This window comes from Flavobacterium sp. SH_e (assembly GCF_025717045.1).
GTDB lineage: Bacteria > Bacteroidota > Bacteroidia > Flavobacteriales > Flavobacteriaceae > Flavobacterium.
The window spans coordinates 418,141-444,329 of the sequence record NZ_JAOVZN010000005.1 but is presented as its reverse complement, the minus strand read 5'-3'; the positions used below and the strand labels follow the sequence as shown (position 1 = coordinate 444,329).

General features: G+C 35.1%; 26 protein-coding genes. 7 read left to right on the top strand and 19 right to left on the bottom strand.

Annotated elements, in window-relative coordinates:
• Nucleotides 1-28 precede the first annotated feature (28 nt).
• From pgl to kaiC, 9 genes are all read right to left on the bottom strand, one after another.
• Nucleotides 29-745, bottom strand: a complete 717-nt coding sequence (gene pgl / locus OD917_RS09875) for a 6-phosphogluconolactonase (protein ID WP_263523372.1) — start codon at nt 743-745, stop codon at nt 29-31.
• Entirely contained in the window at nt 726-2,264 is a 1,539-nt protein-coding gene (zwf, locus tag OD917_RS09870) for a glucose-6-phosphate dehydrogenase (protein ID WP_263523371.1), read from the bottom strand. The genes pgl and zwf overlap by 20 nt, the downstream gene beginning before the upstream one ends.
• A gap of 29 nt (nt 2,265-2,293) precedes the next feature.
• Nucleotides 2,294-3,703, bottom strand: a complete 1,410-nt coding sequence (gene gndA / locus OD917_RS09865) for an NADP-dependent phosphogluconate dehydrogenase (protein WP_263523370.1) — start codon at nt 3,701-3,703, stop codon at nt 2,294-2,296.
• A 275-nt stretch (nt 3,704-3,978) separates the two neighbouring features.
• Nucleotides 3,979-4,314, bottom strand: coding sequence for a winged helix-turn-helix transcriptional regulator (locus OD917_RS09860; protein WP_263523369.1), 336 nt, complete (start codon nt 4,312-4,314; stop codon nt 3,979-3,981).
• 107 nt (nt 4,315-4,421) lie between these two features.
• The gene (locus OD917_RS09855) at nt 4,422-4,826 is read right to left on the bottom strand and encodes a response regulator (RefSeq protein WP_263523368.1); all 405 of its coding nucleotides are present in this window, start codon (nt 4,824-4,826) and stop codon (nt 4,422-4,424) included.
• Between the two features lies 1 nt (nt 4,827).
• Entirely contained in the window at nt 4,828-6,084 is a 1,257-nt protein-coding gene (locus OD917_RS09850) for a sensor histidine kinase (RefSeq protein WP_263523367.1), read from the bottom strand.
• A 1-nt stretch (nt 6,085) separates the two neighbouring features.
• A complete protein-coding gene (locus OD917_RS09845) occupies nt 6,086-6,385 on the bottom strand; it encodes a circadian clock KaiB family protein (protein ID WP_263523366.1) in 300 nt (99 codons plus the stop codon).
• Between the two features lie 3 nt (nt 6,386-6,388).
• Nucleotides 6,389-6,682 carry a circadian clock KaiB family protein gene (locus tag OD917_RS09840; protein WP_263523365.1) on the bottom strand — a complete coding sequence of 98 codons (294 nt, stop codon included), beginning with the start codon at nt 6,680-6,682 and terminating at the stop codon, nt 6,389-6,391.
• A 5-nt stretch (nt 6,683-6,687) separates the two neighbouring features.
• Nucleotides 6,688-8,361, bottom strand: a complete 1,674-nt coding sequence (kaiC, locus tag OD917_RS09835) for a circadian clock protein KaiC (protein WP_263523364.1) — start codon at nt 8,359-8,361, stop codon at nt 6,688-6,690.
• Between the two features lie 327 nt (nt 8,362-8,688).
• Here kaiC and OD917_RS09830 point away from each other — a divergent pair, with 327 nt between their 5' ends.
• Nucleotides 8,689-9,432, top strand: a complete 744-nt coding sequence (locus OD917_RS09830) for an SDR family oxidoreductase (RefSeq protein ID WP_263523363.1) — start codon at nt 8,689-8,691, stop codon at nt 9,430-9,432.
• 80 nt (nt 9,433-9,512) lie between these two features.
• Here the strand turns inward: OD917_RS09830 and OD917_RS09825 are convergent, their stop codons facing one another.
• From OD917_RS09825 to OD917_RS09790, 8 genes are all read right to left on the bottom strand, one after another.
• Nucleotides 9,513-9,746 (bottom strand): hypothetical protein, encoded by a 234-nt coding sequence (locus OD917_RS09825; RefSeq protein WP_095931884.1) that lies wholly within the window; start codon nt 9,744-9,746, stop codon nt 9,513-9,515.
• 314 nt (nt 9,747-10,060) lie between these two features.
• Nucleotides 10,061-10,501: a hypothetical protein gene (locus OD917_RS09820; protein ID WP_263523362.1), complete on the bottom strand. Its 441-nt coding sequence runs from the start codon at nt 10,499-10,501 to the stop codon at nt 10,061-10,063.
• Nucleotides 10,502-10,583: 82 nt separating this feature from the next.
• Complete coding sequence (locus OD917_RS09815) at nt 10,584-11,141, bottom strand: hypothetical protein (RefSeq protein WP_263523361.1); 558 nt, start codon at nt 11,139-11,141, stop codon at nt 10,584-10,586.
• 98 nt (nt 11,142-11,239) lie between these two features.
• A complete protein-coding gene (locus OD917_RS09810; RefSeq protein WP_263523360.1) occupies nt 11,240-11,965 on the bottom strand; it encodes a hypothetical protein in 726 nt (241 codons plus the stop codon).
• On the bottom strand, nt 11,949-12,872 hold the full coding sequence (locus tag OD917_RS09805) for a hypothetical protein (protein ID WP_263523359.1): 924 nt from the start codon (nt 12,870-12,872) through the stop codon (nt 11,949-11,951). Before OD917_RS09805 ends, OD917_RS09810 begins: the two co-directional genes overlap by 17 nt.
• Nucleotides 12,873-12,879: 7 nt before the next feature.
• Entirely contained in the window at nt 12,880-13,995 is a 1,116-nt protein-coding gene (locus tag OD917_RS09800; RefSeq protein ID WP_263523358.1) for a hypothetical protein, read from the bottom strand.
• 4 nt (nt 13,996-13,999) lie between these two features.
• Nucleotides 14,000-14,341 carry a hypothetical protein gene (locus OD917_RS09795; protein WP_263523357.1) on the bottom strand — a complete coding sequence of 114 codons (342 nt, stop codon included), beginning with the start codon at nt 14,339-14,341 and terminating at the stop codon, nt 14,000-14,002.
• A 5-nt stretch (nt 14,342-14,346) separates the two neighbouring features.
• Nucleotides 14,347-16,155, bottom strand: coding sequence for a type VI secretion system Vgr family protein (locus OD917_RS09790; RefSeq protein WP_263523356.1), 1,809 nt, complete (start codon nt 16,153-16,155; stop codon nt 14,347-14,349).
• Nucleotides 16,156-16,709: 554 nt separating this feature from the next.
• On the opposite strand from OD917_RS09790, the gene OD917_RS09785 reads away from it, so the two are divergent.
• Nucleotides 16,710-17,678, top strand: coding sequence for a hydrogen peroxide-inducible genes activator (locus OD917_RS09785; protein ID WP_263523355.1), 969 nt, complete (start codon nt 16,710-16,712; stop codon nt 17,676-17,678).
• Between the two features lie 249 nt (nt 17,679-17,927).
• Here OD917_RS09785 and OD917_RS09780 read toward each other — a convergent pair whose 3' ends face one another.
• Both OD917_RS09780 and OD917_RS09775 read right to left on the bottom strand, forming a co-directional pair.
• Nucleotides 17,928-18,689, bottom strand: a complete 762-nt coding sequence (locus tag OD917_RS09780; protein WP_263523354.1) for an alpha/beta hydrolase — start codon at nt 18,687-18,689, stop codon at nt 17,928-17,930.
• Between the two features lie 196 nt (nt 18,690-18,885).
• Nucleotides 18,886-19,302: an OsmC family protein gene (locus OD917_RS09775; RefSeq protein ID WP_263523353.1), complete on the bottom strand. Its 417-nt coding sequence runs from the start codon at nt 19,300-19,302 to the stop codon at nt 18,886-18,888.
• 519 nt (nt 19,303-19,821) lie between these two features.
• On the opposite strand from OD917_RS09775, the gene OD917_RS09770 reads away from it, so the two are divergent.
• The 5 genes from OD917_RS09770 to OD917_RS09750 all read left to right on the top strand — a co-directional run bounded on the left by OD917_RS09770 (nt 19,822) and on the right by OD917_RS09750 (nt 25,917).
• A complete protein-coding gene (locus OD917_RS09770) occupies nt 19,822-22,353 on the top strand; it encodes a hypothetical protein (protein WP_263523352.1) in 2,532 nt (843 codons plus the stop codon).
• Between the two features lie 485 nt (nt 22,354-22,838).
• On the top strand, nt 22,839-23,249 hold the full coding sequence (locus tag OD917_RS09765; RefSeq protein ID WP_263523351.1) for a cupin domain-containing protein: 411 nt from the start codon (nt 22,839-22,841) through the stop codon (nt 23,247-23,249).
• 353 nt (nt 23,250-23,602) lie between these two features.
• Nucleotides 23,603-24,589, top strand: coding sequence for an alpha/beta fold hydrolase (locus tag OD917_RS09760; protein ID WP_263523350.1), 987 nt, complete (start codon nt 23,603-23,605; stop codon nt 24,587-24,589).
• Between the two features lie 97 nt (nt 24,590-24,686).
• Nucleotides 24,687-25,097 carry an organic hydroperoxide resistance protein gene (locus OD917_RS09755; RefSeq protein ID WP_129746746.1) on the top strand — a complete coding sequence of 137 codons (411 nt, stop codon included), beginning with the start codon at nt 24,687-24,689 and terminating at the stop codon, nt 25,095-25,097.
• 88 nt (nt 25,098-25,185) lie between these two features.
• Complete coding sequence (locus tag OD917_RS09750) at nt 25,186-25,917, top strand: DUF1223 domain-containing protein (protein ID WP_263523349.1); 732 nt, start codon at nt 25,186-25,188, stop codon at nt 25,915-25,917.
• The last annotated feature ends 272 nt before the right edge of the window (nt 25,918-26,189 follow it).

The window sequence follows — 26,189 nt, the reverse complement described above, 5'->3', positions numbered from 1 at the left end:
TCATTCTATAAATTATAGAAACAGTTTCTTAATTCTGTCCAGCCGCAACTTTATCTACCAAAAACAATAAATCTCCAGAAACTGGTTTAATCAATTGCATTGGATATAAAGTTGGATTAAACTCTCCAGTTGTAACTTCTTTCAAAGCGTGTACTTTCTTTTCTCCAAAAGCTACGACCACAATTTTTTCTGCTTTGTTGATTAATGGTGCAGTAAGTGTAATACGGTGCATTTTTTGCGGAGCTAAATAATAAGCATCAACCCATTTGGTTTGTTCTTCTAAAACCGCTTCGCCTGGGAAAAGAGAAGCCGTATGTCCGTCATCTCCCATACCCAATAAAATAAGGTCAAATTTACCTTCTTCACCTAAAACAGTTCTGATTGATTTTTCATATTCAGCGGAATATTCTTCTGGTGTAACACCGTCTTTATACATTTCAAAAATGTTTTCTTGCGGAATAGGAACGTGGCTCAATAACGTTGAATAAGACATTTTAGCATTACTCAAATCATCATTTAGCGGAACCCATCTTTCGTCTCCCCAAAAAATATAAACTTTACTCCAGTCTATTTTGTTTTTGTAAGCATCAGAAGCTAATAATTTATAGATTCCTGACGGAGAAGAACCTCCTGTAAGAACCGCTGTAAATTTGCCATTTGCAGCAATTGCTTTCTGAGCTGATTCTACGAATAGATCTGCCGCAACTGTATTGATTTCTTCTGTATTATTGTAAATCTGTATCATTTAAAACTTCTTCTTTTTTTTTTGTTTGTGTATTCGGAATCCATTTATGTCCTTGACGTGCTAACAATTCGTCTGCTTCTTCTGGTCCCCAACTTCCTGCTTTGTAATTTGGGAAATTCTTAGGTGCAGTCGTTTTCCAAACTTGTTGAATGGTATCAATTGCGTCCCAAGCTTCTTCCACTTGATCCCAACGCATAAATAAAGTAGGATCGCCTAATAATGCATCTGCAATCAATGTTTCGTATGCTTCTGGCGACATTGTTGAACAAGCAAAATAATCAAAGACCATTTCAGCAGGTCTTAAAGACATTGATAAACCTGGTTTTTTGGTCATAAATTGTAGTTTAATATCCATTGAAGGTTGGATATTAATAATCAATCTATTTGGTGTCATACCTTCTTTTCCATATGAAAATGAAGAATGCGGAACTGGTTTAAACTGAATAATGATCGAAGATTGTTTTTCTTCCATTCTTTTTCCAGAACGCAAATAAAACGGAATTCCCTGCCATCTCCAGTTGTCCAGATAAATCTTCATGGCTACATAAGTTTCTGTATTAGAATCTGGTGCAATGCCTTTGTCTTGACGATAACCTGGAACTGGAACGCCTTTTATTTCACCAGCATCGTATTGACCACGTACAATATAATGATCTACTTCGTCTGGTTTAATACGGCGAATTGATTTTAAAACGTCTGCTTTTCGATTACGGATATCATCTGCATTTAATGATGCAGGTGCTTCCATAGCCGTCATACATAAAATTTGAAGCAAGTGATTCTGAATCATATCTTTTAATGCTCCAACACCTTCGTAGAATCCGCCTCGTTCTTCAACGCCGACTTCTTCTGCAACGGTAATTTGTACGAAATCAATAAAGTTACGGCTCCATAAAGGTTCAAACATCGAGTTTCCAAAACGGAAAGCCAAGATATTCTGAACAGTTTCTTTACCTAAATAATGGTCAATTCTATAAATCTGCTCTTCTTTGAAAGTTTGCGAAAGCATTTCATTCAATTCAATTGCAGAAGTTTTATCGTAACCAAAAGGTTTTTCAATAATAATACGATCTTGTTTCGGATTTGCAGCAAGTCCGATCTTCTTAATATTGCTTGAAATCGTTGAAATGAAAGAAGGCGTAATTGAAAGATAGAAAAGACGATTAGCGCGTTCGCCAAAAGCCAAATCAAAATTATTGATCTTCTCGTTCAACCCGATATATGATTCTTCTTTGTCAATATCAAGACTGTGGTAAGTGATGTGCGAAAGAAATTTTTCTGTTTCTGCATCAGAAAGTCCTTTTTTTCTTGAGAAAAGATTCAGGTTTTCTAAAACATAAGCGCGAAAATCTTCATTGGTTTTTTCAGCTCTTCCAAGAGCGATAATCTGAAACTTTTCAGACATACGTCCGTCAAGATACAGATTTTGAAAAGCGGGGAAGAGCTTTCTCTTTGCTAGATCCCCAGTTCCTCCAAAAATAACAATGATTGTTGGATTCTTTAGTTTATTTTTAGTCATTGTGGTTGTAGTTGTGTTGCTTTAATTGTTTATTCAGCCCATTGTGTATGGAAAACGCCTTCTTTATCGATACGTTCGTAAGTGTGCGCTCCAAAATAGTCACGTTGCGCCTGAATTAGGTTTGTTGGCAGATTTGCAGAACGGTAAGCGTCAAAATAAGCTAACGAGTTCATTAATCCTGCAACCGGCAATCCTTGTTGAACTGCGAACTGAATCACAGCTCTCATTCCTGCTTGGTTTTCTGTTAATTTCGAAGCGATTCCACCATCTAAAAGTAGGTTTGGCAAATCTGATTTTGCAACGTATGCTTTTCTGAAATCTTCTAAAATCATTGCACGAATGATACATCCGCCACGCCAGATTTTAGCAACCGTTTCTAAATTTAATCCGTAATTGTATTCTTTAGAAGCGGTGTGAAGTTGCGCTAATCCTTGTGCATAAGTTACAACAATAGAGAAGAACAAAGACGATTTTAAAGCTGTAATGGCTTCGCTTTGAGGAACATTAGTTTCACTTGCATTCCAAACTAATTTCTTAGCCGCTTCAATTCTTTCTGGTTTTGTTTTAGACATATCGCGCATGTTAACCGCCGCGTCGATTGTTGGAACAGGAACTTGTAAATCCATCGCGTTTTGCGAAGTCCATTTTCCTGTACCTTTAGATCTTGCCCAATCTGAGATTTTGTTGATTAATTGTGTTCCGTCTTCATCTTTTTGTTTTAAGATGTTTCCAGTAATTTCAATCAAATATGATCGTAAATCATCCGTTTGGTTCCATTCAGCAAAAGTTTTCTGAATTGTTTCATCATCCAAATTATAACCTCTTTTCATAAGGTCATAAATTTCAGAAATCAATTGCATAATTCCGTATTCGATTCCGTTATGAACCATTTTTACGTAGTTTCCAGCAGAACCATTTCCTAAATATTCTACGCAAGGTTCGCCGTCTACTTTTGCTGCAATTGCCTCAAAAATAGGGCGAAGTCTTTCGTAAGCTTTTTGATCTCCACCTGGCATCATGGCAGGACCGAAACGAGCGCCTTTTTCACCACCAGAAATTCCCATTCCGAAAAAGTGAATTCCTTTTTCAGATAATTCTAAAAATCTTCTGTCAGTATCTGTAAAATAAGTGTTTCCACCGTCGATGATGATATCACCTTTATCTAAGTGAGGAAGTAAACTAGCAATAGCGCTATCAACTGGTTTTCCCGCAGGAACCAATAACATAATCGCTCTTGGCTGTTGAATAAGTTCTACAAAATGCTTTACATCTGTAGTAGCTTCGATTGTATGATCAGAATCAGCTTCTTGTTGAAGTGAGTTAACTTTTTCGGTGTCTAAGTCTAAACCTGCAGCCGCGAAGTTGTGGCTGGCGATATTTAAAAGTAGGTTGCGGCCCATTACACCAAGTCCTACAATTCCAAAATCAAATTTGTTCATAGTTTTCAATTAACTAAATTATTAGAAAGCTGTTTTTTGCAGAAAAACGAACGAAAAAGCACAGTAATGTTTTTTCGTTCAATGTTTTGCAGAAAAACAATGGTTATTTTAATTTTTACATTTCAAAATGCAGAGCGCTAAGTTAGGCAAAAATGCTGAAAAAGTATGCGAGAAATTGTTGTCTTTAAGGCTTTATTGTGATACTTTTTATGTGTAAAAATTACGCTTATTACATCTGTCTTTCAACTATATCGTTGTAATACTGGCAATGTCAATTACGAGTTTGTGATGATTTCCTTTCGATGCAATTTTCCCCATTTGATCATTTCTTCAATTACAGGACCAAATGATTTGCAATAGGGCGTCGATTCATATTTTACCTGAATTTCAGCATCGCGGTCTTCGGTTCTTTTGATCAGCATGTTCAATTCCATCTCTTTGAGTTCTCGCGAAAGCATTCGTGTAGTAATTCCCGGAATACTGCGTTCAATTTCCCTGAAACGATGATTTCCGTTGCAGATCGAATTGATAATTGGCAAACGCCATTTTCCGCCCAAAACATGCAACGTATCCTGAAGCGCCTGTACTTCTTCTTTCTGATTTCTTTCCATAACAAAATAGCATTAGTTTAGAATGTTTTTTTTGGTTACAAAGTTATACCATAATTCTAAAAAAATGACAAAAAGAGAAAGTTTAATTGAATAGTTTAAAACAAAATCTAAGCCTCAATAATACTCAAGATAGTTTTCGGGATTTCAGCGAAAGCTTCAAAAGAATATGGTTTAATGAGATAAGCTTTTACACCCAAATCATCGCATTTTTCTTTATAAGATGGATTAATGCTGGTTGAATATACAAAACACGGAATGTTTTTTAATTCATCATTATTAAGGATTTCTTGCAAAGCTTCAATACCATCAATAATAGGCATATTGATATCGGTAAGAATAACGTCGGGATTTTCGTTTGAAGGGTTTTTAAGGTAATTCAGTAGTTCTTCGCCATTGGCAACAAGGCTTACTTTGCTGAAATTAGGATTGTTGGTAAAAGTTTCTGTGATAACATCGGCATCGTCCATGTCATCTTCGGCGATTATAATATGTAAGTTGTACTTTTGTGGCATTTTATACGATTGGGAAGTAAAGATTAAATGTTGTGCCTTCGTTCAAGGTGCTTTCAACGGTAATGTTTCCGGAATGGTTTTCCATGATCTTTTTACAGATTGCGAGACCTATACCGTTTCCTGAATATTCATTTCGGGCATGCAGACGCTGAAAAATAATAAAGATTTTAAGCAAGTGGTTTTCTTCCATTCCAATACCATTATCTTTAATCTGCACTTTTACAAATTTAGCATTTTGATTTGGTATTTCATTATCTAAATTTTCTTCCTGCGAAATTTCTATAATGGGAGCAATATTGGTTTTGCTGTATTTGATGGCATTTGAAATTAGATTGGAAAAAAGTTGTCTCATCTGCACTCTGGAAGCTTTGATTATAGGCAGTTTTCCCATTTTGATATGTGCCTTTTTATCTGCTATTACAACTTCAAAATCTTCAATAACCTGAGCAATTATAGTTTCCAGATTTATTTCGGTACGTTCTTCCTGCGCTGTATGCGAGGAATATTGAACCAAATCATCGACAAGCGAATTCAAACGCAAGGCCGATAATTTCATGACGTTTATGGCTTTCGTATCGGCTTCTTTAAAATAACTTCCGTCAATCCTGCTGGTGTTCATGACGATTTTTCGAAGTGGTTCTTTCAAATCGTGTGAGATCACGTGAATAAATTCCTCGAGATTGCGATTGGTTTTATTGAGTTCGTTGATTTTTTGCTCTAATTCTTTCTGATGTCGAAATAAAGCTTCTTCGTGTTTTTTCTTTTCGGTCAAATCGGTAATTACAATTCCAATCGCTTCTACAGCAGGTTCAAGATCTGTTAAAGCAATATAAGCAGGAAAAGTCTGTTTTTCATTCTCCGATTTAAAAAGAATTTCATGTGTCGTGATGCCGTAGCGCAATGCTTCAATTAGCGAAACAAACTGTTCGGGATTCACAAAATATTGATTAAGGTAATTCCCGATTATTTTTTCTGACGGAATACCAACCAATTTCGAAAAATACTCATTGCAATACAGTATCAATCCGTTTCTTGAAATACTCAACGCGCCCTGTCCAAATTTTTCAATAAGAAGACGGTACGTATAATCGGCGGTTTCCAGTGAATAAATCTCAGGAACTCCGTTACTGCTTACTACAAGCGCATCGACATCACCTTGTTTTATAGCGTGCACAATACTATTTGACTCATAAAGTTCTTCCTTCAATGACTCAATTTCTGCTAGTAATTCGGCTATATTTTTTTTATTCTCCTTCAAACTATTCGCTTATATTAAGTATGTATAAGACCTTTTCCCGATCTGATAAATCTCCCAAAATGATTCTTTTAGGTTCTGGCTGTGTTTTAATCAAAGTAGGAATCGCCACAATTTGATGAATCACTGCCTGTTCTTTATCACGGCTGATATCTATTATTTCTAATTCATAATTGTCTTTGAAATAGGTGTCGCAGATTTTGCGTAAATTTTCGATTGCATGTCCTGATTTAACAGACATACCTGAAACAAAAAGCATAAACTTATGTTTGGTTGTACTTGTGCCATCAGATGAATCTTCCATGATTTAAGATTTTATAGGTTTAATGTTAAGACCTACAAGCACTCTTTCTTCATTAGAAAGGTCACCTATAATTTTACGTATGGGCTCAGGAAATTTGCGCACCAAAGTAGGTACGGCCAAAATTTGATCGCCTTCTGCCAATTGTGGATTCTTCAGCAAATCGATAATCTCGATGCTGTATTTTCCTTTTAAATGTTCCTCGGCATACTTCTTTATATTCTCCAGCGCTTTGATAGATTTTGGCGTTTGCCCTGCTATATAAAGCAATAATTGCCATTCGGCTACTTCTTTTTTCATTTGATTTATTTTTTCTTAGAAGACAGTTTTTCCTGCAATTCTTCTGTTGCTTTAAGGATACTTAGTTCTTCTGCAGCCGATTCGAATTCGGTTCTTAATGCTTCAATATTAGCCTCGAGAAGTTTGCGTTTGCGCTCAATTTCCCTGTCTTTTCTGCTTATTTCGTTTTGAAGCTTAATATTAGAAATGGTTTTCTTAAACTGATGCGATTGTCTTGCTGTACCCGTTAAAATTCCCTGCGGACCAAATTCTACATCCAATAATTCGATTCCGTTGCTTGTGATTACGAACTCTCTAACTTGATTAGAATGTCCCATTCCTCTTGCTTTAACGATAAAAATACCGCGGTTTCTTTCGCCAATACCTTCCATATCGCGTACCGTTATCCAGGTATCTACTAGTGAAGATACAGATTCTTCTGCCAAATCGGGTCTGAAATTTTCGGTTTGTTTATTTAAGGATGTAAATAAAGCAGTTATATTATTGGCTTTCAGCATATCAATTAATCGAACGAGCATTGATCGAACTTCATGCTCGCTTCCTACAGAGATAAGATTACTGATTGGATCAATTACGATGGTGGTTGGATTAAACTCTTTGATAAGTTTTCTCAGCGTAAGCAAATGCAGTTCCAGACCATTCAACGATGGACGTGACGAATGAATCTGCAATAAACCACCTTTGATGTGTTTTTCAAGATCAATACCAATCGATTTCATGTTACGAACCAATTGCTGTGGAGACTCTTCAAAAGCGAAATAAATCGTTCTCTCCTTCTTTTTGCATTGTTCGTTGGCAAAATAACTTGCAACGGTAGTTTTTGCTGTTCCTGCAGTACCCGAAACCAAAATATTACTGCCGCGATAAAACCCTCCGCCGTTAAACATTTCATTTAAGCCTGGAACACCTGTCGAAATAACATCTGAAGAAACCTCATTATCTAATTTCAAAGAAGTAATAGGAAGCACTGAAATTCCATCTTCATCAATTAAAAACGGATATTCGTTTGTTCCATGTGTTGAACCTCTGTATTTTACAATTCGAAGCCTTCTGGTCGAAACTTGCTCAATTACACGATGATCTAATACAATAACACAATCTGACACATATTCTTCCAGACCTTGGCGGGTTAAAGTTGCTTCGCCGCGTTCTCCTGTAATAATTGCTGTTACACCTTTTGTTTTGAGCCAATGAAATAATCGTCGTAATTCAGCTCTTAAAATAGCCTGATTGTCTAAACCAGCAAAAAGTGATTCGATGGTATCCAATACAACACGAGTCGCTTTTATAGAATCTATAGCGTGTCCTAAACGGATAAATAAACCGTCAAGATCATATTCGCCTGCTTCTTCAATTTCCGATCTTTCAACGCGGACATGATCTACAACCAGTTTTTTATCTTTTTTAAGCTGTTCAAGGTCAAAGCCTAATGATTTAACATTTAGCGTAAGATCGTCCGAGGGTTCTTCAAAAGACATGAAAACTCCGGGTTCGTCATATTCTGTAATTCCTTTAATTAGGAATTGCATAGATAATAATGTTTTGCCGCATCCAGCGCCACCGCAGATTAAGGTTGGTCGTCCTTGCGGAAATCCTCCTTCCGTAATCTCGTCTAGTCCGTCGACTCCAGTAGGAGTTTTTGGAAATATAAAACTATATGATTTTGTTTTTTCTTGCACGATAATAAATTTCTGTATTAACTCAAATATACGCTTTATTGCAAGAACCTCAATGAATTCCTGTTAACTTTTAACTTGCGTTTAATGAAGTTTTAGAAATAAATTAAGAAAATTGGATTAAAAATCTGAATAAATCGGAGGATTTTAACCAAAAAACAAAAAAAAGAGAACTATATATTTAACATTAAGAATGGACTTTTAAACAAAACTGATTTTTAAATGCGTTTATAATGTTAAAATGTATTTCTGGTATACTCCATGATACTGGTTACAAAGTGATACCATTTTGAATTTATCTTTGTCTCATTAATTTTAAACACATACAAAATGGAAAATCTAAAAAATAAAACAGCCGTTATAACAGGCGGAAACAGCGGAATAGGTTACGCAGCAGCCAAACAGTTAAAAGAACAAGGCGCAAACGTAATCATTACAGGAAGAAGAAAAGAAGCTATAGAAAAAGCAGCTTTAGAACTAGGCGTTACAGCCATAACAGCAGACCAATCGAATATTTCGGATATTGAAAAATTGGCAGTTCAAGTAAAAGCCGATTTCGGTTCGGTTGATATTTTGTTTATCAATGCAGGAATTGCAGGTTTAGGAATGATCGAACATACCACAGAAGAGTTGTACGACAATATTATGAACGTGAATCTAAAAGGTGCTTTTTTCACTTTAAACAAATTTATCCCGATTCTGAAAGATGGCGCTTCGGTGGTATTTCTTTCTTCGAATACTGCGAGTATGCCAGGTCCAGGATCTTCGGTTTATTCGGCGAGTAAAACGGCTTTGAATTCGTTTATGAGATCGGCGGCATTAGAATTAGCACCAAGAAAGATTCGTGTCAATTCGGTTAGCCCAGGACCAACTCAAACCGAAGTCATGAACAAAGTAGGCCTAGACGAAACCACCGTAAAAAGCATTATGGATGTCGTAGTAGAAAAAGTCCCACTAAAACAAATGGGAAGGGCGGAAGATGTCGCAAAAATGGTTTCACATTTAAGTAGTGAGGCTGCGGTATTTATGACTGGAGCGGATGTTATTATGGATGGCGGGATGAGTTTGGGATAAAAATATTTCCACTGAAAAACAAAACCCTCAATCTTTTAAAGAACTGAGGGTTTTAATTTTTTTCAAAAAGAAATAAACCTTTACTCCAAATCCAGATAAGGATCTAAAATTTCGGCTAGTTCATTGAGCCAATAGAAGCTGTCTCCAAGTTTGGCAGCGTTTAACTGAATGTTTTCTTGATCGTTTAGAACGCCCAATGCGAGGGTTAGATTTACCTGTCTTATGGCTCTCGCCATATCGAGTGGGTCAATTCTGTCGTTGAAGAAATTCATTAGACCGATTTCGGCTTCTTTTGAAAGGGTTTTGGTACTCATAATCTTAACTTTTAGGGAAATATAAAACCCGCGTAGGTTAGGTGTCCTACGCAGTTAAGAACGCGTTGCAGTTGTTTCCAATACCGCCACCATACCACACGGGCAAACTTTTTTTCTGTAATCATGTCTTAACTTTTAGGACTGCAAATATATTAAAAAAGAAGTTGGTTTAATAGTTTAAAAAGTAGTATTATTCTTAAAATTGTTTTTCCTCGATTATAGTGTAGGTTAAAAAATCTATAGCATGAAACTGCCCGATAGCGTGGATTGCAAATCTGCACTATCGTTGTCTAAATTTAATCGAAAGGTAAGATTTATTGAAATAAAAATTCAAAATCCAGCAGATTATCATCAAAATTACTGGGATTATAGTAAAAGTCTAATTCATATTTTAATGCAAGTTTCATCCTTAATATTTCAGGCTCCATATAAATTTCATATTTTGTTTTAAAAAGTTGACCTCTATGTGTTTTTTCTAAAATTATAAGATTCCTACTTATCTTATCTGATACTTTTTCTAAGTCTTCTTCATTTTCTATCCAGCAGTTTGTTTTTAAGACTAACTCATCATATTTAATAATAATTTTATCACCATGCCGTTTAAAATAATCTAGTTCTTTTTTCTGCCATTTTATTAATTTATTGATTTGATATTTATTGATAAAATATGCAACAAAAAGGATTAAAATTATAAATATTTCTAAAAACCAAGGTAAGCCTGATGATATTCTGGTATAGAGAAAAATTGTGGTCATACTATATAAGTTTATCACACTAAAATTTAAGTGATTTGTTATTAATTAATTCATGGATAATATATATGTAAATACTCTACATTTATTTACAAGGACCACCTATTCCAGCTTTATTCCATATTTCTTCATCTAAAAAAGCGCCATTTTTATCATATTTTCTAATTTCCGTAGTGTGGGGAGTTTCAATTGTTATTATTTTCTCACCATTTGCTGTAATCCTCACTATTTCAATAATGTCTCCGCAATAATAAACATCGCTATCTGTAACTAGATTGTCTGTTGAATCGTATGTAGTAGCTTTATATATAAATCCATCTCTAACTTGGTATTTAGTTGTGAATACTTCTCCACGCTTTATAAACTTTTCCTCAAGTTTTCCATCAACTTTCCCAGCTCTATTTACTGAAAATTTTGTAAAAAAATCATCGTATTTAATTATATAATTTCCTTCTTTTAATATTGTGTCTCGGGCAAGATCATAACGCATTTTGTATTTAGTAGCTAGAACAGAAAATTTAAAAGTTACTGAATTAGGTTTAACCTGAAAATTCTCTTTATTTAGAGGTAAATAATCAATATTTTTTTCTTGACAGAAAGCGAACTGTTGTGTTAAAAACACAAACACAATTATAAATTTCATATTTTTTAGTCTTTAATTTATTTTGCAAAATTTGTTACGATATTTTGCCAAATTGTTGTTAATTCTGCTTAGTAGCATGATAAATTTTACGTAGCCTTTTACCAATTGATTTTTTTTGAAGTATAAAAATTTTCATCCGTACCTCTCATTGCCTTAAAATCAATTGAATCTTGAACTTTTTTTAAACTATTTATTATATCCTTGTTTTCAATTCTAAATTTATCATACGTTACTAATTTTACAGTGTCACCAATTTTTAAATGATCAATTGACTTATTAATTTTATACTTTTTAAGTAAATTATTAGCTTCAACTTTGGAAATTAGACGATTTCTTTCTTTAATAATTATATCGATAAACTCGTCCTTGGGGATTTCATCAAAATTTAAATTATAAATTAGTTTTAATTTGTTTTTTTTATTGCAAACCTGATAATCAGTAATGTCATCTAGAAGAACTTTTCCATTTGCACGATAACGCCAAACTATGTAACCCACATTAGAAGAATTTATAATAATTCTAAATTCAGTTGGAATATTTAAAACTACGCTGTCTTTCATTGAAGGATTTTTCAAACTTGGTATAAGTGTTACCATTTCCTTTGAATCTATTTGTTTGACTTCTATAGGTTCTTTAGTTTGACAAGAGACTAATAATGCCAAGAGAATTAAAAGTGAAAATCTATGTCTTGTTTTCCCACTGCTGACGTGAGCGTCCCGCTCGTGAACGCAATGTAAAACAATTTTATAAACTAAATCGGCACTAGCGAGAGGCATTACATGTCGACATACATTAACACAAAACACATCATAAATTTTGCTCATTAATATCTAATATTTTAAGAATTTCTTGGACGTTTTTAGGCTTTGTGTAAGTATTTACAATTTTTAAATTTGTTTGATACTTAACATAGTAAAAAGTTTTAGCAGTAGAATATTGTTCGTAATTACCTATAATTGAATCGAACAAACTTCTTTTGTTAATATATAAATCTTCTTTGATTTGAGATCTTTCATTTATTAGTTTATCAATAGAATAATGGATGTTTTTTTTATTCTCTGAAATGAATTTTTTGCTAAAACTATTTCCACCATTTATATTTTTTATTTTTCCATTTCTATTGTGAAAAAAGTTTATTTGATAAGTGAAATATTTCTTGTTTGTTTGTTCATTCTTGTTTTTAATTGTTGCACTAATAATTCTGTATTTTGTGTTTTCCTTATAATTATTCCAATTTTTATTTAAAAGTTCTAAAGATTGAGAATAATCACCGCATCCATCTTTTAAAAGATAAACTAAGTCTAAAATAGATTTTTCTATTAATATCTTTCGTTTTAAGTATATAAAATATTCCCTGTTAACTGTGTAGGTATCATTATTGATTTGTATTTTATTGTTATTAAATGAAACGGTTACGTTTTCATTTGATGCCGAAAAGTATAGTATTGCGCGTTCTTTTTTTATATCAGCGTTAATCCAAAATAGACTTTTTTCTGGGATTTCTTTTGAGTTACTTAGTTCAAAAATAGTTATAGTATCATTCGTTTTTGGAAAAAGTCCTACAAAATTTCTAATCTCTTTTTCACCGTTACTTTCTTCATTTTCTGATTTATCGATGTAAACTTCTTGTAAAAAAGCAAGTCGAAAGGATGGTTCATTTGATTTAATCTTTTTAGTGCTAATTAGCATAAGTGAACAGCTAAGAATTGCTATAATAAATAATTTTCGCATCATGTTATTATTTTGGGTTATCACTCGTTAATCTTATTTTTGTAAGCTTCCAAAAAATACTTTTTCCTGCATTTATTGTACCAGAAATTCCGTTTGTTGCTTTTACTCCGGTGTCATAATAAAAATTTCCAGAGATCCAATAATCTTTATTTTCAAAATCCGAAGCAGGAATTTTATATTTAATTTTTGAAGGTATTTCTATTTCTTCAAACGTTGGTTTTCCATCTTTTCCAAGAACTGGTTTTCCATCTTTTCCTTTAATAATTTGCTTAACTTTCTTTTTGACATGTTCGTGAGTTCCAGGGTCATTTTTTTCATTATGATTACCCTTGTCGCCATATTTTGTAGAATTTCCATTAGCTGCTAGAAAAGAATCATAAATATCTTTAGGAATTTCAATAAATTTATATTCATCGAATTTATTTTGCCCTACTTTGTTATATGGATTCATTTCTGAATTTCCCCAAGCAAGAAAATCTGTGCCGTCCCAAAGTTCAGCGCCATTTGTTAAATCATCTTCTCCTCCTAGAACATAAAAGATTGCTTTTCTAGTTAATTTTGATTTGTTGTCATCTAATGAAGATTTCATTTCTTTTTTATTTCCGACAGAAGAATAGCTAGTTGATAATAATTTTTTCCACGTAGATTTTACGTTTATAGATCTATTAAAACTTGTATATGCAATGCATTTTAATTCTTTGAAATCATCTTCTCCAGCCTCCATTTTTACCACATAAGCTATATAGCAAAAATCTGAATGCGTGATGTTTTTTTCATTTTCCTTTAATAATTGAATATTATTATAAGTTACAATTTCTTCGCCTTTTTCATTTTTCATTTTTGATTTTCCTGTACATGTGTAAACATCTTCTGCACTTCCTTCATTTTCTACTTCATTTACTTTTCCTTCAAAAGTTCCATCTTCATTGTAAAAATGACCATTAACGTATAAAATTTTTGGAAACACAGAAACATACTTTTCTGGTTCACCGTAAGTATAATTTTCTGCAAAATAATCGATAAATCCGTTTGAGTTGTGTTCAATTCCTCCTTTGGCATAAACTCTAGAAACGCCACCTGTTTTCTCAACAATATTTCCTTTTACTCTAATATATTCTGACATAAAATTATTTTTCTTCGGTTATAGTATAGGTTAAAAAATCTATAGCATGAAACTGCCTATCTGCATAAAAGGTTTTGTTGGCAATTTCTTCTATTTGTTCTTTTGGCATCATGATAATTAGACTGCCATCTGATTTTCTAATTTCATCGCCCATTTTTTCTAATCTAAAAGGTTCGAAATTAATTCGGATATGACAGGCATGATTGGTCATGTAATTTCCATAAGGGTCGCGATAATTAACATTGCTGTCTTTCAGTGAAAAATGAGCGCTATTTTTGGAGTTATGAAAGCTGTAATTGCCAATGTTTCCCATTATGGTGATACCACAGATTGTTTTTATTGCCATCTTAGTTAGTTTTGTCTTGTTTTTTCACTACTGTTGTTTTTGATATCCTTATCAGAGTGAAACTCATGTCCAATTTCACTATGTGTAATTATTCTGTTTTCAGAAGCGATATTTCTATCTTTTTTTACTTCTGAGTTAGAATCGCCATCAATATTGATATGATTGTCTCCAGCAACATGTAATATTTTATCCAATCCTACGCTAGTGTCTAAAATTCCTCCAATACTTGAAGTTTTATTTAGTATTGCTGTTTCAGAGATATTAGTTCCAGCTACATAAGTTATACTTTCACTTGCCTCAAAAACAATATTTTTAGCACGTATGGTAACTGTTTCAGGTGAGGTCACATTAATATTTTTGCCTTCTTCATCTAGTTGAATTTCATTCCCACTCGGGTCAGAAAGCCAGATGCCCACTTTTTCAATAAACTTGAAAAGCTGTCCAAAACGGAGTTTCCAGCCTTTAATTCGGTTTTCGGTATCAAAGAAATCGGGCATTTCTTTTCCGTTATAATAGGTGCCAGAAACATACGGGCGTTCCGCATTGTTGGCTTCAAAACTTACTTGAACCTCTTCGCCAATTTCGGGTCTGAAATAAAGTCCTTTGTCTGAGCCTCCATAAGGTTGAACGACACGCATCCAATCGCTTTTGCTTGCCCAGCCATTCCAGAAGAATTCCACTTTTATGCGCCCCATTTTTTCGGGATCATTATTGTCAATTACTATTGCGGGCTGGCTTTCGGCAGAAGCAAATGCATTTACGTCTGTGTAGTGCGGTGCTGCAACATCGGCAGGAATTGCCTTAAATTTGCACGTATAATTTCCGTTTACTTCAGAGCAGTGAATAATTTCAACTGCCAGTAAATGGTGTTCTACGTTTTTATTTTCAATAGAAAAAGTCTGTCCCAAACCTATAGGCAGATAGGAGGTACCGCTGTAGAATATGCTGTTGGCATCGCGTCCCGCGGTTTGCATTTTCACCATTTCGTCAATCTCGTCCTTATTCTGAGCATTGCTGGTATATGCGCCATTTTCAAGTCCGGGTCTTACAATATAAGGCTGTTTAAAAACAGCTAGCGTGGCAAATCGGTCTCGGCTTCCTTCAGAGGTTTTTTCTGCGCCATTTTTTATATTAGAAGCGCTATTGTAGTCATAACTGCTGAACGAAGTTTTATGTGAAACTAAATTAGCTTCGATGCTAAAGTTATGCAGCGAAGATTCGTTTATAAGTTTTATTTCAGTGTTTTTAATTTGACCAAACTGCATACGCATTCCGTCAAAATAAAACCATTGAGCATAACGTGCAGAAAGGCGTTTAAGGAAATTAAAACTTGTTTCGTTGTACTGCGTTTTAAAACTGAACTCTTTTGTATAAGTAGGCACAATGGCTTCTCTCTGATAGAATTCTCCCGAACTTTCTTCGGCAAAAATTTCGAGTCCAATCTGTTGGAGATTTTTCTCGCGAAAGATTCTAGATTTCGGCATGTCATCAAGAGCAATGGTATTACTTGTTCCTGTTACGTGCAGTCCAGCTGGGCTTCCGTGCAGATCGATAGAACCTAATTTTGTAATCCTTCCTTTTGACATTAAGCGTATGCCTTTTACTTTAAAGGTAAAAATGACCTCACTGCCAATGTAATTGCTAAAGGCTTTTTCCTGATCTTGTGGGGCAATAATAGGTTTTCCTGTATATTGCCAAAAGAAAGAAAAATGATGATGATCTGCCATTTTCTGAGAAAGCTCGAGATTGTAATAGATAATATTTTGAGTAAAACCTTCTATAGTAATATGTACCTGTTCTGTGAATTTTGACATTTTTTTGTAATTTAAATAAGGTAATGATGGGTTAAATTGAAATCTATTTTTTAAGAACTTGGCATTGCCGAAAACCGATTCTTTGGCAGTCCGTTCTATTGATAATAGCGTTTGAATTTGATCGTGCTGTTACATTTTCTTCGTTGATTTATAGCTTGCTAGAAAGCTCATTCTGTTTGTTTTAAGGTTAATTATGCAATAGTTTTGCGATCCTTTATTTTGATATAGAGGAGAATAATGGGATTTCTAAAATGTAGTTGGATTTACTGCTAGTATATGCGCAGTATTTTTAGTGCGGTATTATGGTAAATATAGACAGGGAGAAATAATAACAAAGACCTGTAAAAGACAAAAAAATAATAGAATAGGGTATTTTGGTAAATCCTTATCATTAAACAACAAAAGCGATCCGTTTATGATCGCTTTTGTTATTCTAGTCTATTTGAAAAAACATAATTCAGAAATAACCAACACAAAGTTTTTCATTACAAACTAAAAAGAAAAACGCAGCAACTTAGTATCTTAGCATCTCAGTACCTTAGAAACTAGAAAACATGACCATTCAGCAGTTAAAATATATAGTCGCTTTAGACGAAGAACGGCATTTTGCAAGAGCTGCCGAAGTTTGTATGGTAACGCAGCCTGGACTTACCATTCAGTTAAAAAATCTGGAAGAAGAAATCGGAATTAAGATTTTTGATCGAAATAAAGTGCCGTTGACACCGACTGTTTTAGGAATTGAAATTATCAATAAAGCCAAAAAGATACTTCGTGAAGTAGATGAAATTCGTGATTTTGTGATCAACGAAAAGAATCTGCTGGAAGGAGAGTTGAAACTTGGCATTATTTCCACTTTATCGCCTTATCTGATTCCGCTGTTTATTCAGGCCATGAAAGAAGCGGCGCCAAATGTGCATTTTATTATTAAAGAAGGCTACACGGGACATTTAATGCGCGATTTGGAAACGGGTGCAATTGACGTTGCGATTATGGCTACGCCAACAGGAAACCCGAATTTAATAGAACATGTTGTTTTTAAAGAACCGTTTGTTGCTTATTTAAATCAGACGCATCCTATGGCGAATGATGAATTTTACGAAATGCAGCCCGGCGACAAAACCGAACTGTTATTACTGCATCACGAATATTGCTACAACGCACAATTATTAGACATCTGCGGACTAAAAACATCCGATAAAATAAAGGAACAATTTACGTACGATATTAATTCGATAGAAACCTTAAAAAATCTAGTTCGCGCCCATTTAGGATTTGCGATTATCCCTAAACTTTCTACTTTAAACGAATCAGGCGGACTTTTTAAACCTTTTAAAGAACCTGTTCCCGTAAGAGAAATAAGTCTAGTAGTGTCTGATTCTTTCTCTAAGAAATTATTACTAGAGAAAATGAATGAAGCCATCTGGAACTGTCTGCCTGAGTCATTAAAAAAAGATTTCAGTTATAAAAAAATCCGCTGGAACGATTCGCCGTATTTTATTAAGGAGGTTAGTAAGTATCGTTAGAAATTCCAAAATAAAAAATCCAAATTCCAATTGATTTGGGAGAAATTCCAATGCAAAAAATTCCAAATTCCAAGCTATACAGTAATTGGAATTTGGAATTTTTGCACACAGTTTGTCATTTCGACTGAAAGGAGAAATCACACGCGGGTTTCCGTAATGTTTGTCGCCAATCTTTGTAGAATTTCTAGTGTGATTTCTCCTTTCAGTCGAAATGACAAAACGAGGTAATTTATAATTTATAATTCACAATTATTTACTCGCTTCAATAATCACATTTGCCACTTTCTCTGGCTGAGAAATAAATACCACGTGGCTACCTTTAATTTCAGTGATTTTGGTGTTAGAGCGTTTGTACATCGCGTGCTGAATACTCGGAACAATACTTTTGTCTTCAGTTGCTATGATTCCGTAAGAAGGTTTAGTTCTCCAAGCGGCTTTTGTTATCGGAGTTAAAAAACCTTGCGCATGAAAAGCACCTTGCGAAGCATACATAAAATCGGCTTGTTCTTTGCTCAAATCTCCGGCAAAACCAGCGTGAAATTTCGCTTTGTCATAATACGCAATTCCTTTTTCGTCTGGAGGCAATACACCATTTTCTGGAGCTGGAGGAGTAGTTTGCAACCATTGAACAGAATTTTCGCCATTATCAGGCTGTAAAGCCGCTACGTAAACCAAAGCCGCTACTTTCGGGTGATTTCCAGCTTCTGTAATTACGGTTCCTCCCCAAGAATGTCCAACCAAAATTGTTGGTCCGTCTTGTTTATCTAAAGCTAAGTTTGTGGCTTGAACATCATCTTCCAAAGAACTTAACGGATTCTGAACGATGGTTACATTATAGCCTTTTTTAGTCAGAACTTTGTATAAACCTTGCCATCCAGAACCATCTGCAAATGCACCGTGAACTAATACGACATTTTTAATTTTAGGAGTAGTTTGTGCGTTTACGTTTGTGAATGCTAAACTAAAAATTAGTACTGCGAATGCTAAAAAGCTTTTAAATATTGTTTTCATTTTTATAAAATTTTAGATTGTAAATATGATTTGTCTCAGTTTTGTCATTTCGACGAAGGAGACCCGAGCGATAGCGAACTGGCGAAGCAAATCTTCACAAGAAACTCCGTATAGAATGTCACCAATCTTTGTAGATTTTCGAGTGTGATTCTTCGTTCCTCAGAATGACAAAATTATGATTGAATTTTTTTAAGAATTAGTTTAAGGTTACCTGTAAAGTAATCTCAGTATTTAGCAATTTAGAAATTGGACAAATTTCTTTTGCTTTTTGGGCAGTTTGCTGAAACTCTTCTGCAGAAATTCCAGGTACTTTTCCAGTCAATTCTAACTGAATTAAAGTGATAGTTCCGTCCTCAAAAGTTACTTTAGCCGTTGTATCTAAATCTTCTGGAACAAAACCAGCTTCAGATAATAAAAAGCTTAATTGCATAGTAAAACATCCAGAATGTGCCGCTGCGATTAATTCTTCAGGATTAGTTCCTACACCTTGCTCAAAACGAGTTTTAAATGATAATTGTGCATTATCTAAAGTTGTGCTTTGTGTACTGATGGTTCCTTTTCCTTCCATTCCTGTACCTTTCCAGTTTACGTTTGCTCTTCTTGTAAATTTCATGATTTCTATTTTTTAAGTTATTTTTTAAGATGATCAAATCATTTCTTTGATTTTGATGAGACAAAGGTATAGGGAAGGTGTTTATTAATAAAATTAATAATTTTTAGTATTTATTAAAATAATTTATAAGTATTGATTTAATTGAGGTTAGAACGTAAAAGACTTTAAATAATAATCTTTCGAAAACTTCCTTATGAAAATGAGTGCCCTAGCCCTGATAGGAGCGGCATCCTTTTTCTTGCTTCTTTAGCAAGGAAAAAATATAGCGGATAGAAGGAAATAGCTCCTAATTAATATCAATGCTTCACTTTATCATACTTATTTAGAAACAGATTTAGAATCTCAGTTCGAGAAAAGAACGAGTATTTAGATGCTTATTTGGTTTCAAATTATAATGTGAAACAAAGTAAGTGATTGATTAATAGTTTTTTTTATTCTGTGAATTTAATTTTATAGGAAAGAATTTTATAAGACGATCGAGAAAATAAGTTTTCAATGAATAATCTAACTTTTAAATTTATGAGAAATGCTTTTCTAATATTTGGAGTTTGTTTGAGTGCAATTTTGTTCTCCTGCAAAAAAGATAAAGATGCTGAGCAGTCAAGTTCTGAAACTGGAAAGTCTGAAACTGCTGACTCTACATTAATTGCAGATCGTGGCTGGCCTCGTGAAGCCGAGAATAACGGAGCAAAACTCGTGTACTATCAGCCTCAGGTAGACGACTGGAAAGATTTTAAAGAACTTACAGCCAGAGTGGCTTTTTCGCTGACTCCAAAAGACGGAAAACAGGTTTTGGGCGTGGCTTCTTTGAAAGCAGAAACATTGGTTGACAAAGACAATCGAAGCGCTTTTATTAAAAATCTTCAGGTAACAGATATACGTTTTCCTGCTCTGGACAAAAAGAAAGTTCCTGAAATGGAAAAGTTATTTAAAGAAACGTTGCCTCAGAGCGGAGATCCTATTGCGGTAGATCGTATTTTGGCAGATTTAAGTCATACCAAAAGTCCGCCAAAGGGAATTGCTGCTAAAAACGATCCTCCTGCGATTTTTTACAGTACGAATCCGTCGATTTTGCTTATTGTGCAAGGTGAGCCGGTTTTGGTGCCTGTAGAAAAAACAGATATTCAATATGTGGTAAATACCAATTGGGATTTGTTTTTTGATAAAACCACAAAAGATTATTATTTATTGGTGGAGAATATCTGGCTAACATCGAAAAATATCGCTGGTAAATGGACTAAAACAACCAAATTGCCTTCGGGTTTGAGCAATCTGCCTTCGGGACAGAATTTTGATGATGTTAAGAAAATGATTCCGCCTCCGTCTTCTGGAGGAGCTCCAGAGGTTTTTTACAGCAATAAACCTGCTGAATTGATTGCTATAAACGGAAGCCCGAAGTTTGTTAAAATTCCGGGAACTAAATTGTTATACATAGACAATACCGAGAATGATATTTTTGCTGACGAAAATAAAGGTCAGTACTATGTATTATTGTCTGGAAGATGGTTTAAGTCAAAAGAACTAACTGGACCGTGGAGTTATGCCAGTAATAGTCTTCCTGCGGATTTTGCCAAAATTCCGAAGGATTCTCCGCGTGCTAATGTATTGTCATCGGTGCCAGGAACGCAAGAAGCGAATGATGCTGTGATGTTATCTCAGGTTCCGACAACGGCTATTTTGAAGAAATCGGATGCTGAGGCAAAAGTAAAAGTATCGTATGATGGCGGAACTCCTCAGTTTAAACCTATTGATGGAACAAAAATGCAATATGCAAGCAATACGCAAGAGAAGATTATAAAAGTAGGCGATTTGTATTACTTGTGTTTTCAGGCGGTTTGGTTTATGTCGACAAGTCCGAATGGACCTTGGAAAACATGCGATTCTGTTCCGAAAGAAATTTATACGATTCCGCCAAGTTCGCCAGTATATAATGTTACGTATGTTACGCAAACCACAACCGATACAACGGTTGAAAGCAGTGCAACAGCGGGTTATTTGGGTGCTTTTATTATTGGCGCAACTTTCGGCGCTATATTGACTTATGGCACAGGATGGTATTATCCGCCTTATATGTATTACGGCGGAATGTATCCAATTTATCGCCCGTGGCCTTATGCGTATGGAGGAGGAGCGGTTTACAATCCGTGGACGGGAGGTTATGCAGCGGGAAGACGTGTTTACGGACCTTATGGTGCAGCTGGAACTTCGGCTTGGTACAATCCGGCAACAGGAAGATACGGTCGTTCTGCAAGCGTACAAGGATGGTATGGCGGACGCACGGCTGCAAGTACTTATAATCCGTGGACGGGTAATTATGCGAGAACGAATCAAGGGCATAACGCGTATGCACAATGGGGACATTCTGCGGCGACAAACGGAAATCAGTGGGCGCAGACAGGACATATTACAACCCGACGCGGAACAGCTATTGGTTACGAAACTTCGGGAGGAAATAAAGGTGTAATTACGCACAGAAGAGGCGGAGGAACTACGATTCACACCAATAATAATGTATATGCAGGTCACGATGGACATGTTTATAAAAGAGATGCCAACGGAAACTGGAGCCATTACAATAACGGAAACGGTGGCTGGACACAGGCAGGAACTTTGGGTTCGTCTAAAAAAGGGGGTGAAAGGATTCAGAATAGAGCTAACCAAGGACTTGGAGCAAACGGAGCGGGAGAACGAATTCAACGTGACAGACCTAATGAAGGACTTGGCGCAAATGGTGCAGGAGAGAGAATTCAGCGCGATAATTTGCCGAAATCTGGTCAAAATTTAGGAGGCGAGACCCGAATGGGAGACGGAATTCAACGAGATAATTTCCCGAAAGCAGATCAAACGCTCGGACAGCCCAACAAACCGCTTGGAGAAGCTGGCCGTCCAGATATTACAAACGATCTAGATCGTTCGGCTATTTCAAGAGATCGTGGCGAAATGCAAACTCGAAATTTCCAAAATATTCAAAGAAGTGGTGGAGGATTTAATGGAGGCGGCTTCGGCGGTGGCGGTTTCAGAGGAGGCGGAGGCTTTAGAGGAAGAAGATAAAAGCGAAGGTTATTTTTAATTCAAAAGATCAGGATGGTGATAAAACGCTAATCCTGATTTTTTTTGCAGTTTATTTAACCGCAAAGAGCGCAAAGGTTTACGCAACGTTCGCTAAATTTTTTTAATCTCGCAAAGACGCAGAGTCGCAAAGTTTTATTTGTAAAGCTTTGCGATTTTTTGTTTAGCCACAGATTATATAAATTAACACAGATTAGAAAATCCTTTTAATCCTAATAATCTGTGGCAAAAAAATAAAGACAAAGCTTTGCGTTCTTTGCGCTTTTACAAAGTCCTATAAACAAAAATCCTTGCGCTCTTTGCGGTAAAACCATTCGCATTTCACATCTCACAAATCACAACTCACACGCTGTCCGTTTCACCTTGAAGTTTGTCCGTTTCACCTATTTTCTGATTTCGTATGAAGGGTTATCGAAATACTTTTGACGAAGAAATTAACAGAAAACAAATATTTAAAACTAGAAATTATGGAAACGAAAAAACAAAAAACATGGGTTGTAATCGCAATTATCATTTTAGGAATCATTGCCTTTTTAGTTCCTAATCAGATTACGGCACAAGGAGTAAAACGCATCGATCTGCAAAAACATGATCTAAGTACTCCAGGAAAAGAAATGGTGCAAGCAAGAATCGATTTTGAAGCGCATTCAGCTTTCGGAAAACATTCTCACCCAGGCGAAGAAGTCATTTACGTTGTTGAAGGTTCGTTGGAATATCAGATTGAAGGAGAAAAAACGGTGACACTAAAAGCAGGAGAAGTGCTTTTTATTCCGGCTGGTGTGGTGCATTCTGCTAAAAATAATACAAATGCCAAAGCATCAGAACTAGCAACCTATATCATAGAAAAAGGGAAACCTATTTTGACGATGAAGAATTAAATTTTTTAACCGCAAAGTACGCAAGGTTTTTTACTCTTGACTTCTGCTAAAATGCGCAAAGTTCGCAAAGCTTTGTGTTGAAAGTTTTGCCACAGATTAAAATGATTTCCACAGATTATTAGATCCTTTTAATCTTTATAATCTGTGGCAAAAACAACCAAGCGCAAAGCTTTGTAAAAAACTTAGCGAACATTGCGTAACTCTTAGCGCCCTTTGCGGTTAAAAAACAAAGCCTGTCCGGTTCAACCTGAACTTTGTCCACTTCACCTTTTTTTACCTTTTAAAACAAGCATTGTCAAGATACCTTTGACGAAGAAATTAACTGATAATCAACTAATCAAAAAATAAAAATTATGAAAACACTATCAAATATTTTAATCGCTATTCTTTTTATGAATGCAGCTTTTACTCAAGCGCAAACTTCAACACAAAAAACAATCGAAGTAAGTAGTTCTTTAGGAACATTAAAACAAATCAACGCCGGATTATTAAACGTGGGCTATACTGAAGCAGGTCCGTCAAACGGAACGCCAGTAATCTTGCTTCACGGCTGGCCGTACGATATTCATAGTTATAACGAAGTCGTTCCGATTTTAGTAGCAAAAGGATATCACGTTTTTACCCCGTATTTAAGAGGATTTGGAACTACAACTTTTCTTTCTAAAGACACTTTCAGAAACGGTCAGCAGGCAGCTTTGGCTAGTGATATTATTGCTTTCATGGATGCATTGAAAATAGATAAAGCTGTAATTGGCGGTTTCGATTGGGGAGCTAGAACAGCGGTTGTAATGTCAGCACTTTGGCCAGAACGCGTAAAAGGTTTGGTTTCTGTAAGTGGTTATTTGGTGGTGAATTTAGAAGCAAATTTAAAACCGCTTCCTCCAACAGCTGAGTTAGGATGGTGGTACCAATATTATTTCGCTACAGAAAGAGGAAAACAAGGTTACACACAAAACACGTACGATTTCAATAAACTAATCTGGAAAATAGCTTCTCCATTATGGAACTTCGACAAAGCAACTTACGATCAAACGGCTCAGTCTTTTGATAATCCAGATCACGTAGCAATTGTGATTCATAATTACAGATGGAGACAGTCTCTAGAAGTGGGAGAAGCAAAATACGATAATCTAGAAAAACGTTTGGCAGCAAAACCAGAAATCAAAGTTCCGACTATTACAATGGGAAGTGATTTTGATGGCGCTTTCGCGGATGGAAAAGTGTACGCAAACAAATTCACAGGAAAATACGAACACAGAATTTTAAAAGGAATTGGACACAACGTTCCGCAAGAAGATCCAAAGGCATTTGCACAAGCGATAATTGATGTTTCTAAATAAATTCCAATTTTTTGAAATTCCAAATTCCAAATTGAATTGCAATATCAATATCAATAAACATTTCACATTTTACAAATAACATTTCACACAAAAAATCATGAGCACAAAAATTTTATACACAGGAAAAACACACACAACAGGCGGTAGAGAAGGAGCTTCTCAAAGTTCAGATGAACAATTGAATATCAAATTAAGCGCACCGGGATCTTCACGTCCGGGAACAAATCCAGAACAGTTGTTTGCAGCGGGATGGTCGGCTTGTTTTATTGGAGCTTTAGGAATTGCCGCTTCTAAACTTGGAGTTAGACTTCCAGCTGAAACTGCGGTAGACGCTGAGGTTGATTTATGTGTAACAGAAGGCGAATATTCTCTTCAGGCAAGATTAAACATCAGCCTTCCAGGAATTGATATCCAAACAGCGGAAGCTTTGGCAGCTCAAGCGCATCAGACTTGTCCGTATTCTAAAGCAACTAGAGGAAATATAAACGTTGAGATTAATATTCTTTAAATGCGAAAAGTAATATGTTAGATGTAAAATGCAAACTTTTTACATCTAACATTTCACAACTCACATTTCACAACTAAAAAATCATGTTATGAAAAAAATATTAATGGGTATAATAATGTTGTTTTTCCTAAGTGTGAATAGCATTTTCAGTCAGAACTCAGATAAAAAAAGTTTTGCTCTTTTAGAATTATATACTTCAGAAGGATGTTCGAGCTGTCCGCCAGCAGATGAACTGCTTGGGAAAATTCAGAATGAATACAAGGATAAGAACGTTTATGTATTGGCGTATCATGTAGATTATTGGGACAAGCAAGGCTGGAAAGATATTTTTAGCAATGCTGATTTTACTAAAAGACAATACGATTACGCTCAATTTATGGGAAAAGAACCAATTTATACGCCTCAGGTAATCATTAACGGAAAAACAGATTTTATCGGTTCTCAGGAAACAAGCCTTAGAAACGGAATTAAATCGGCACTTTCTAAACCAATTTCAGCGAGTTTAAATTTAGAAGCAAATCAAAATGCTAATTCGCTTTCTGTAAATTATAATGTAGAAGGCACTTCAAAAAATAGCCGTTTATTAATTGCGGTTGTTCAGAAAGAAGCGAAAAGCAACGTAAAAAGAGGCGAAAATGCGAATCGTGTTCTATCGCATTATCAAATTGTTCGTAATCTGCAATCTGTAGATTTAAACAAAAACAAAAAAGGGACAGCGGCAATTCATCTTCCAAAAAACTACAATACACAAGATTTTGAAATCATCGGTTTTATTCAAGATATGAATTCAGGTGCAATTTTGGGAGTTAAGAGAGCTTAGTTTTTTATTTCACGCAGATTGTTTTTAATCTCGCAAAGTCACAAAGGCGCAAAGTTTTTATTCTCATTTTTTGTCATTTCGAGGAACGAGAAATCTCACTAGAAATTCCGCACAGATTTTCGCCAATCTTTGTCGAATCCCGAGTGAGATTTCTCGTTCCTCGAAATGACAAACTGTTTAGGGAAACTTTAATAAAAAAACTATATAGATCTGCCAAAATCACTTTAAATCTACGTGAAATCTTTTTCAAATAAAACTATCTTTGACTATAA